This is a genomic window from Rhodothermales bacterium (genome assembly GCA_034439735.1).
Taxonomy (GTDB): domain Bacteria; phylum Bacteroidota; class Rhodothermia; order Rhodothermales; family JAHQVL01; genus JAWKNW01.
In genome coordinates, this window is the sequence record JAWXAX010000287.1 from 1 (window position 1) to 9,316 (window position 9,316).

Genomic DNA, 9,316 nt, shown 5'->3' on the forward strand with positions numbered 1-9,316 from the left:
GGCATTACGCCCGTAGGGACACGATACATCGTGTCCGTTCATTCGGGTTGGCATTACGCCCGTAGGGACACGATACATCGTGTCCGTTCATTCGGGTTGACATTACGCCCGTAGGGACACGATACATCGTGTCCGCGGATTCGGGTTGGCATTACGTTGGACGGTCCTTAGGTATGCCCATACCCGCCCTACGTTCCATCCGTTCGGCCCATCCGCCGGCGCAGGATACGCCAACCGGTCCGCAGCTCCTCGCGGCTGTAGAGGCCCGCCAGCGCCACCGCCGGCACATACGCCAGGATCAACCCGATCCGTGCCGCCAGGCGATACGGCGTTTCCCACGCCTCCACCCGGGCTCCAACGGCATATAATACCAGGATCAACCCCACCACCACCGCGAACGTCCCCCACGGGTAGGCGATCGGCAGATCGCGCTCCGCCCGCAGATAGGCCAGCCCCGCCAGCGCGCCGTACGCGCCGACGGTGGCGAGCGCGGCGCCCATCGCACCCGCCAGGGGGATGAGCCAGAAATTGAGCGCCACATTCAGCAGCGCCGCCCCGATCACCAGCGCCCCGATCACGGGCGTCCGCCACGATGCGTACAACACGTTGGTGATGATGACATAATTCCCGTAGACAAAAAAGCCAAACGTCAGCGGCAGCACCAGCGGAGAGGCCTCCAGATAATGCGGATCCGCCCCGATGTGCGTGAGCCACAACGTGCCGTCGTAGGCCATCAACGAGAGGCCAAGCACTGCCCAGCCGGCCCAGATCGTGTAGTGCCGGAATGTCCGCCGGTGCAACGCGCGATCCCCGCCGCCCAACGACTTCAACCCGATCACCGTAAAGGCGAGTTGGAAGCTCTGCACCACCAGCAAATTCAACACCCCGCTGATGCGGGCCGCCCAATCGTACATCCCCACCGTCTCGGCATCGGTGAGAAGATTGAGGATGTACCGGTCACCGGCGTTGAGCACGAGGCTCGCGAGGCTCACCAGCACGAGCGGACTGCCGTAACGGATGAGCGGTTTCAGCAGCGACACGTCGAACACCCACCGGATCCGCGTCAGGCTGCCGGCCAGGAGCACGGCGGTGCTGGTGCCGGCCGACCACATGTAGGCGGACATCACGCCGTATAACCCATCCCCCCGTATCACCAGAAACACGTACACCCCTCCGAACAACAACGTCATCTCCAGCGCCATCGCCAGCGCGAAGAGGCCGGCGCGCTCCTGGATCCGCAGCAACATCATCGGCACCGCCCCGATGGTCTTGAACACCACGTACACGCCCAGCACGCGCACGATCGCCGCCCGGTCCGGCGAGGCCAGCAGCACCTCCGCTAGGGGCTCCGCTCCCAGCCCGAACGCCACCCAAGCCAGCGCGGCGGCGCCCAGCGTGGTCACCAGCGCCGTAAACGGCAGCCGCTCCCGCACGCCGGCCAGTTCGGCGTCGGCCGTGAACTTGAGCAATCCGGTCCCGATCCCCAGGCCCGCGATGTAGATCCCGATCTGCGCCGTCGCCATGAGCAGCGCGAGATACCCGTAATCGGCTAGCGTCAGATACCGCGCATCCAGATAAAACGGCGCCAGCAGCAGGCCGCTGAGTTTCACGGCGACGTTGCCGAGGGCATACAGCCCGCTCTGTTTGACGATGCGGAGAAAGGGTCGGTCGGACATGGCGCGTTTCCGGGTCAGGGCGTATTGGATGACCTGGGCGCCACGGCCGCCCGCACCCGCGCGATGGCCTCCTCCGTCTGCCTGTAGACCGCCTCGACACGCACGCCCATCGCCTCGCGGGCCGCCGGCAGCCGGGTGATGAGGGTGTCGAGCGTCTCGTTCAGCGTCTCCGCGCGCAGGGTCTCGATATCCAGCCGCGCGCCACCGCCGGCCCAGTCCGGGTATCCCACCAGATCGAGCAGTTCGCGGGTTTTGAATTCGTATACGATGGGCGCTACCGGCGTGCCGGCGATCATCGACAGAATCGCCATGTGCATCCGCGTCGCCACCACGAGGTCGAACGCCGCCAGCCGCTCCAGCAATTCCTCCGGCCGATGAAACGCGTCGTCCACGCGGACGCGCTGTTGAGTCTCCACCGGCAGCCGGGCCACGACCTCGCGCGCCTCGGCGGAATCGTCGTACGCATACTCGGGCACGCCCTGGCAGGTGGATAGGAAAACCACCTCGGCCTGATGATGCGTCACCAGTCGCTCGACTCCAGCGGTAACCGCCTGGCGGTAGCCGGCCATGCCGGCTTCAGCCGATTGCCCTGTAAAATGCGCCCAGCGCCGGACGGAGATGGCAACCCGCAAGCGCCCCCCCGCCGGACGCGGCGCCGGCGGGCGCCAGAGGGCAAACACGACATCCGGCAAGATGGCCACGCGGTCGTGCGTAACCCCGAGCGACCGGACGTGCGCCAGGGAAAGCGTGTCGCGCAGCAGGATGAGGGCGGCATCGTCGAAGATAGCGCGCAGCCGTTTCCGGTACCGCGGCGTCTGGAAGGGGCCAAGGGATTGGGTATAAAAAATCAGCGGCTTCCCGAGGCGCCGCACCATGTCGAACTCGAACAGCCGGGGCGCCAACGCATAATGCTCCACCAGGTAGGTGCCGCCGGTGCTCACGATGAGGTCGGCCCCGGCGTACGGCGCAAACGCCTGGCGTTCCCTCCGGCTCAGTAGCCGGTTCGCCAGTCCGGTCCATCCCCTCGCATGGAGCCACGCCGCGGCGTACGCGCGCGGCCGTGCGGCGTGCCAGGCGGCAAACCGCCACAGGCCCCAGATCAGGCGGAGCCGGCCCCGCCGGGGCGGGCGCAGGAAGGCGTTGACGAGCGACTCCCGCAGGGTGAAGTCCGGATAATACGCCGCCGACACCGCCGGCATCGCCTCGCCGATCTCGATCTCCGCCTCCGGACCAAACGCGGCCTGGAGCTGGCGCACGATCGCCATCATGATGGCGGCGTCGCCGCCGTTGAGTAGCACGGTATTGATGAGCAGGATCTTCATGCCTCTCCTGTCAACTGCGCAAAGGCGTCCATCATCGCCGCCTCGCGGTGGTGGCGCTGGAAATGGGTTTCGATGTGCCGGCGCGCCTGCTCCCGCCGCCCCGCTTCGGCGGCCAGGGCCTGCCGGATGGCGGGCACGATGGCCTCCGGCGTGGGCTCATCCACCAGAAAACCCGCGTCCCCAACACCGGCCGGGTTGCCGAACACCCGGCTCGCCACGGGGATGCAGCCGCACAACATGGCCTCGCAGAGCACATTGGGCATCCCCTCGGCGCGCGACAACTGGAGGTACACCGAAGCCTCCTGATAGATGAGGACGAGCGCTTCGCGAGGGACCTGCCCGTCGAACGTCAGGTTCGGCGGGACGGCGAAGCGGCCGGCGATCCAGGCGCGCATCGTGGGCGTGACCCCCACCACCCGGAACGGGACGTCCGGCAGCAGCGCCGCGGCTTCCAGCACCAGGTCGATACCCTTCCGGCGGAACGTCTGCTCGGTATCGATGAGCCCGACCGTGCAGACCGACGGCGCGCGGCACTCCGGCCCGGCCGGCCAGCGCTCCGGCACATACCCCGTCGGTAGCACCCGGTGCGGCGTGTGTACACCCGGCGCGTCGGCGCAGAGACCGTAGCGGCGGCGCTCCGGCCAGGCCGAAAATTGGTTCTCGGAGCAGAGGAGCGCTTCAGCCACGGGCAGCAGCAGGGAGGCGTTGCGGAGCACGTATCGCGCCAGCGGCGCCCGCCAGCGGCTGGCGAATACGCCGTAGGCCAGTTCGGGGAGACGGAGGCAGTCGTACCCGCCCAGGGCGACGGCGACGGGGATGCCGCGCCGGCGCGCCTGGGCCACGGGCAGCACCATGTGATAATCGGCAAACCAGCCCATGACGAGGTCCGCCCCCGGTAGTTCGCGACCCAGCCAGCGGCGCTGCTCGCGCCAGAGGCCCAGCAGGCCGGCTGCCGACCGCGCGCGGTCCACGTCGAAATGAAACGGGACCAGATCCACCCGCCGGCCCAGCATCTCCAGATCGTCCCGCACGAACGAGGCGGGGCTCAGGTAGATAAAAAGGACACGCTTTTTCCTCATCGGATGGGGTGCTCACCTGCATTGCGGCGGTAGAATACGCCCATCGTTGCGATTTGTATCAACAGGGCTATCCCTTTCTTGGTTTTTTTTTATACTAGACCGTCTACTTCACTTTTGTACTCAAGGTTGTGTATGGCTATGCGTGAGACGCAGCTTCACCCTGCCCCCGGCAGGATCTCGATGGGTGTTCTTCTGGCGTTTGTGGTGCTTGTCGCCACGACTGGCGCTCCGATACCGTCCGCGGCCGCGCCGGCGGTTCTCCTGCAAGAAGCGGATGCCGGGCAGGAAGCTGTAGAGGAAGCTGTAGAGGAACCTGTGGAAGAACCAGCCGAGGAAGCCGGCCCCGAGTCCCCCACGCCACTCGTGACCCGGCTGCTGGATATCGATCCCGAAAACCCGGCCGACGGCATTGTCTTCGCCGGGCGTTTCCACCCGCTGCTCGTCCACATGCCCATCGGGCTGCTGTTGCTCGCGTTCCTGATGGAGTTTCTCTCCCGCGCGAAGCGCTTCGCCGATCTCAAGCCCGCCGTATCGTTTACACTTTTCCTGGGTGCGGTCAGTGCCGTGTTCACGGTGGTCGCCGGCCTCCTCCTGGCCGCGAGCGGCGACTACGGGGGCGACGACCTCTGGTGGCACAAGTGGCTCGGCATCGGCGTGGCGGTGCTCTCCGTCGTGGCCTACTTCTTCAAACGCAAGACGCTCTCGGCCACCCCGACGCCCCGCGCCCGGTCGCTCTACGCCGGCTCACTCGTCGCATCGGTGCTTGTCCTGACCGTAGCGAGCCACTTTGGCGGCTCCCTCACCCACGGCGAGGACTACTTCACCAGCTACATGCCCGAGCCCTTCCGCTCCCTCGCCGGCATCCCGCCCCGCGAGCAGCCGGACGCACAGATCGTCATCGAAAACATCGACGAAGCCGTACTCTTCACGGACATCGTCCACCCGATCATGGATGCCCGGTGCATTAGCTGCCACAATTCAAAAAAAGAAGAAGGTGAACTCCTACTCACGACGCCCGCAGAGATCATGGAGGGCGGCGAAAACGGGATCATTCTCACGGCCGGCGACGCTGCAAACAGCGAACTCTACCGCCGCATCACGCTCGAGGAAGCCCACGACGACCACATGCCGCCCAGCGGCCGACGCCCACTCACCGACGACCAGATCGCGCTCATCGGCTGGTGGATCGACAGCGGCGCGTCGTTCGATCAGAAGGTGGCGCAGGTCGAGGTGCCGGCGAGGGTCATGACCATCCTCGAACGCCTGACCGAAAAAGAAGACGAATCCCTCGCCATCCAGGTCCCGCCGGCGGACCCTCAGGCCCTGGAAGCGCTCGCCGCCTACGGCGTCCTGGCGATGCCGCTTTCGGTAGAGACCAACCTGCTCCAGATTCAGGCCATCAACGTGCGCGACCGCTTCGGCGACGAGCAGATGGCCCTGCTCGAGCCCGTGGCCGAACAGATCGCGTGGCTTAACCTGGGCAACACGCCGCTCACGGACGCCGGCCTCGCCGCCGTCGCCGGCTTCACGAACCTCTCTCGGCTGCACCTGGAAAAAACGAAGGTGACGGACGCCGGCCTGGCTCACCTCGTGGACCTGAACTACCTCTCTTACCTCAACCTCTACGGCACCGCCGTGTCGGACGCCGGCCTGGCCCATCTGGAAGCCCTGAACAACCTGAAATCGCTCTACCTGTGGGAGTCGAACGTAACCGCCGCCGGCGCCGACAGCCTGCGGAGCGCCCTGCCGGAAGTCGACATCAATATGGGGTGGGAGATGACCAGCGCCTCGGAACAGACCCCGCCGGCGGGGTCGGCCACAGAATAAGATTCCAGCGTAAACATAAAGAATAAAGACAGGGCGACGTCAGGCCGCCAGCAGATCGCCCACGAGCCGCGCCACGGCCCTTGAGGCGGATTCCTTAGGAGCCGCAAAAAACGCGTGGCGGAGCGATTTGCCGGCGTCCGCGATCCGCGAGTACGCCGTCGCGATGGCGTCCGGGTCGGACCCGACGAGCTGATTCCAGCCCCCCTCGAGGGTCTCTGTCCACTCGGTCTCGGCACGCAGCGTCACACACGGCACGTTCAGCCAGAAGGCCTCTTTCTGCAGACCGCCCGAGTCCGTGAACACAGCGCGGGCGTGGGACATGAGCTTGAGCATCGCCAGATAACCGAGCGGCTCGCAGAGGGTCACGTTCGCCGGCGCCGCGTGGTCGGCCAGGCGCGCCCGCGTCCGGGGATGGAGGGGCATCACGACCGGTACGTGCAGCCGGGCGAGGCCGGCGAAGATGCGCTTTAGCACTTCCGGATGGTCGGTGTTCTCCGCCCGGTGCACCGTGGCGACGACATACTCGCCCGGTCCGTGGTCCGTCAGCCTCGACAGATCCACACGTTCATCCGCCCGGCCCGCGAAATGCCGCGTCGCGTCGTACATCACGTCGCCGGTGAGATGAACCCCTTCGGTCATCCCCTCGGCCGCCAGGTGCCGCACGGCGTTCTCCGTCGGGCAGCAGAGCAGGGTCGAGAGCCGATCGGTGACGAGCCGATTGATTTCTTCGGGCATGGATCGGTTGAACGAACGCAGGCCGGCTTCCACGTGGACGATCGGATGACCCAGCTTCGCCGCGACCAGCGCGGCAGCGAGGGTCGTGTTGGTGTCGCCGTATACCTGCACCACCAGATCGCTGCGGAGGGGGCGGAGGATCTCTTCGAGGCGCTCCATGATCCGCCCCGTCTGGGCCGCGTGGGAGCCGGAGCCCACCTCCAGGTAATAATCGGGCCGGGGTACATCCAGCTCTTCAAAAAAGACCTGACTCATGCCCGGGTCGTAGTGCTGGCCGGAGTGGATGAGCCGCTCGGATATGCCGGCCGACGCCAACGCCCGGCTCACCATGGCGGCCTTCACGAACTGCGGGCGGGCGCCTACCACGGTAATGAGTCGGCGAAGTGGCATGGGTGCGGGATTATAACGACTCGGCCCGAAGCGAGCCCGGTGATCGCTCTGGCAACGGAGCGGCGAAGCGGGTGAGGAGGGCGGCGAGGTCGCCGGCCTGAATGCGTCGATTAAAACGGGAGGCGGCATCGCGGGTTGCTCCCTCCAGGGCACGGCCGGCCTGCCACTGCTTCGCCCACGCGAGCAGCGTGGACGTGACGCCGGCCGCGTCGTCGTAGTCAAAGACCTGCCCGGCGCCGGCCTCGCGGACGATCTGCGCCGTCTCGCCCTCCGTCGGCCCCAACGCCAGAATCGGTTTACGAGCCGCCAGATACTCAAATACCTTGCCCGGTATGATGTCGTTTGCGGCGCTTACGCGGTTCACCGGCAACAACAGCACGTGGGCGCCGAGCATATGCCGCACGGCCTCGCGGTGCGGAACGTAGGGCAGATAACTCACCTGCGACGCCAACCCCATATGCTCGACATCGCGCCGGACGCTCGCGTCGACATGGCCGACCAGTCGCACCTCGACCCCGGGAATACGCAGCGTCGCGAGCGCCTCCCACAGGGCCCTCGGGTTACGGTCCGCGTTCATGTTGCCGACATGGGTGATCACGAAATGGCCGGCGGCGGCATGCGGCTCCTGCGCGAAATCGCTCTCGTCATAGCCGTTGTACAGGGTGACACACGGCGTGCTCGTACGGCCGGCGAAGGCGCGCTGCACGGCCGGGCTCACGGCCACCACACACTGCGCCTCGTCCAGCACCGACTGCTCCAGGCCCCGGTTTAGCCGGCTCGCCCAGCCGCTCATCGGCAACGAGCCGAGATAGTCGATGTCCGACCACGGATCGCGAAAATCGGCCACCCACGGAATCCCGTATGAGCGATGCAGCGAACGCCCGATGAGATGCGACGAGTGCGGCGGCCCTGTGGTTACGATGACATCCGGACGCTGCGCCTCGACGACCACTCGCGCCGCACGGATCGCATACGTCACCCAACCTACCCGCGCATCCGGGATGAATAGATTGGCCCGTACCCACCGCGCCACGCGTTCAAACCGCCCCGGCGGTCGGTCCGACAGGAAGCCCACGGACACGGCATCCGCCTTCGACTTGCCCGTGAGCGCGCCGTACCACCGATAGGGATCCCACGACCGGGTGCGCGTGACGACGACGTTCTCAGGCACCTCGCGCTCCATGGCGGGGTCGAGGTCCGGATACGCCGCCGACGCTGGATCCACCGTGAGTACATGCGGCAGCCAGCCGTATTCGGGCAGGTACTTCACGAACTTGAGCGTTCGCTGTACACCCGACCCACCCGATGGCGGGAAATAATACGAGATGTAGAGGACATGACGCACGATAGAGGGCACGGTCAGGGGCTCCGCCGGAAATACCCGAGGCCGAGCAGGGCCAGCACCCCGCCATAGGCGAGGAAGGTCGCGATGGCCGAAATCAGCCTCCCGGTGCGGACACTCGCCGGCTCAAAGCGCATCGTCACCGTGTGCGCCCCCGCCGGCACCTCGACGCCGCGCACCAGGTAGTTCACGGGATGGATTGGCGTCTCGGCCCCATCGACGGCCGCGGTCCACCCCGCCGGATAATACACTTCGCCCACCACCAGCAGCCGCGGTGCGTCGGTTTCGACGGCCCATTCGATCTCGTGGGGCGAGAACTTCCGCAGGGTGACGGCGGCCGTGGCATTCGAGTCGATGGGCGCCGTCGCCCACTCGATCGGCGCCTCGACCATGGCCGTCCGGCCAGGGTCGAACTCGGGGCTCAACAGCCGCTCCCAGACCGCCTCGTGCCCTTCGACTACCTCGACGCCTTCCACGAAGTAGGCGCGCGGCAGCACATCCGTCTTCTCATACACCGTGTAGCCGGTCTGGTCGCCGGTGTATACGGCCGTCATGCCGGGAACGGGGCGGCCGGAAATGACGTAGCGCACCCCGAGCAGATCCAGCGCATTCGGGTTGGGCGTGCCCGTCCTGGGGTCCAGCAGCAGATGCTCCAGATAATCCTGGTACCGCCGCAGCTTCGCGCCGTGGTAGCCGCCCAGGGACTCGTAGTGGAACGACGGCCGTGCGTTGACCATCGGGTGCCGGCCCTCAAGCGAGAGTACTCGGAAATGCCCCGGGCCGCCGGCTTCGGCTACCCGGTCCAGCACGAACCGGTCGAAATCGTACGTCTGTACCTGCTCCTCCGAGTTCTGTGCATCCACCAGCAGCTCCGCGTTGAAATAGCGCCGATCCACCCCCCACAGATCCACCAGCACCAGCAGCACCAGCACCCCGCCGCCCGCC

Annotated in this window: 7 protein-coding genes; 1 reads left to right on the top strand and 6 read right to left on the bottom strand. The window is 66.5% G+C overall.

Annotated features, from left to right (window positions below; translation table 11 throughout):
* Nucleotides 1–188: 188 nt before the first annotated feature.
* Genes SH809_19895 through SH809_19905 form a run of 3 tightly spaced genes read right to left on the bottom strand, consistent with a single transcriptional unit; the run spans nucleotide 189 to nucleotide 4,077 of the window.
* A complete protein-coding gene (locus SH809_19895; GenBank protein ID MDZ4701983.1) occupies nucleotides 189–1,676 on the bottom strand; it encodes an oligosaccharide flippase family protein in 1,488 nt (495 codons plus the stop codon).
* A 14-nt stretch (nucleotides 1,677–1,690) separates the two neighbouring features.
* The gene (locus SH809_19900; GenBank protein ID MDZ4701984.1) at nucleotides 1,691–2,998 is read right to left on the bottom strand and encodes a polysaccharide pyruvyl transferase family protein; all 1,308 of its coding nucleotides are present in this window, start codon (nucleotides 2,996–2,998) and stop codon (nucleotides 1,691–1,693) included.
* Nucleotides 2,995–4,077 carry a glycosyltransferase gene (locus SH809_19905; protein ID MDZ4701985.1) on the bottom strand — a complete coding sequence of 361 codons (1,083 nt, stop codon included), beginning with the start codon at nucleotides 4,075–4,077 and terminating at the stop codon, nucleotides 2,995–2,997. Before SH809_19905 ends, SH809_19900 begins: the two co-directional genes overlap by 4 nt.
* A 180-nt stretch (nucleotides 4,078–4,257) precedes the next feature.
* Between SH809_19905 and SH809_19910 the strand changes: the two genes are divergently transcribed.
* On the top strand, nucleotides 4,258–5,904 hold the full coding sequence (locus tag SH809_19910; GenBank protein MDZ4701986.1) for a c-type cytochrome domain-containing protein: 1,647 nt from the start codon (nucleotides 4,258–4,260) through the stop codon (nucleotides 5,902–5,904).
* 39 nt (nucleotides 5,905–5,943) lie between these two features.
* Here the strand turns inward: SH809_19910 and wecB are convergent, their stop codons facing one another.
* The 3 genes from wecB to SH809_19925 form a co-directional block, all read right to left on the bottom strand.
* Nucleotides 5,944–7,029 (bottom strand): UDP-N-acetylglucosamine 2-epimerase (non-hydrolyzing), encoded by a 1,086-nt coding sequence (wecB, locus tag SH809_19915; GenBank protein MDZ4701987.1) that lies wholly within the window; start codon nucleotides 7,027–7,029, stop codon nucleotides 5,944–5,946.
* A 10-nt stretch (nucleotides 7,030–7,039) separates the two neighbouring features.
* Nucleotides 7,040–8,374, bottom strand: coding sequence for a glycosyltransferase family 4 protein (locus SH809_19920; protein ID MDZ4701988.1), 1,335 nt, complete (start codon nucleotides 8,372–8,374; stop codon nucleotides 7,040–7,042).
* Nucleotides 8,375–8,388: 14 nt separating this feature from the next.
* Nucleotides 8,389–9,316 (bottom strand): YfhO family protein (locus tag SH809_19925; GenBank protein ID MDZ4701989.1); only part of this gene is annotated, 928 nt, incomplete at its 5' end.

Coding starts and splice junctions, on each gene's coding strand:
- SH809_19900 (MDZ4701984.1), bottom strand. CDS start 2,998: ATGAAGATCCTGCTCATCAATACCGTGCTACTCAACGGCGGCGACGCC.
- wecB (MDZ4701987.1), bottom strand. CDS start 7,029: ATGCCACTTCGCCGACTCATTACCGTGGTAGGCGCCCGCCCGCAGTTC.
- SH809_19905 (MDZ4701985.1), bottom strand. CDS start 4,077: ATGAGGAAAAAGCGTGTCCTTTTTATCTACCTGAGCCCCGCCTCGTTC.
- SH809_19895 (MDZ4701983.1), bottom strand. CDS start 1,676: ATGTCCGACCGACCCTTTCTCCGCATCGTCAAACAGAGCGGGCTGTAT.
- SH809_19910 (MDZ4701986.1), top strand. CDS start 4,258: ATGGGTGTTCTTCTGGCGTTTGTGGTGCTTGTCGCCACGACTGGCGCT.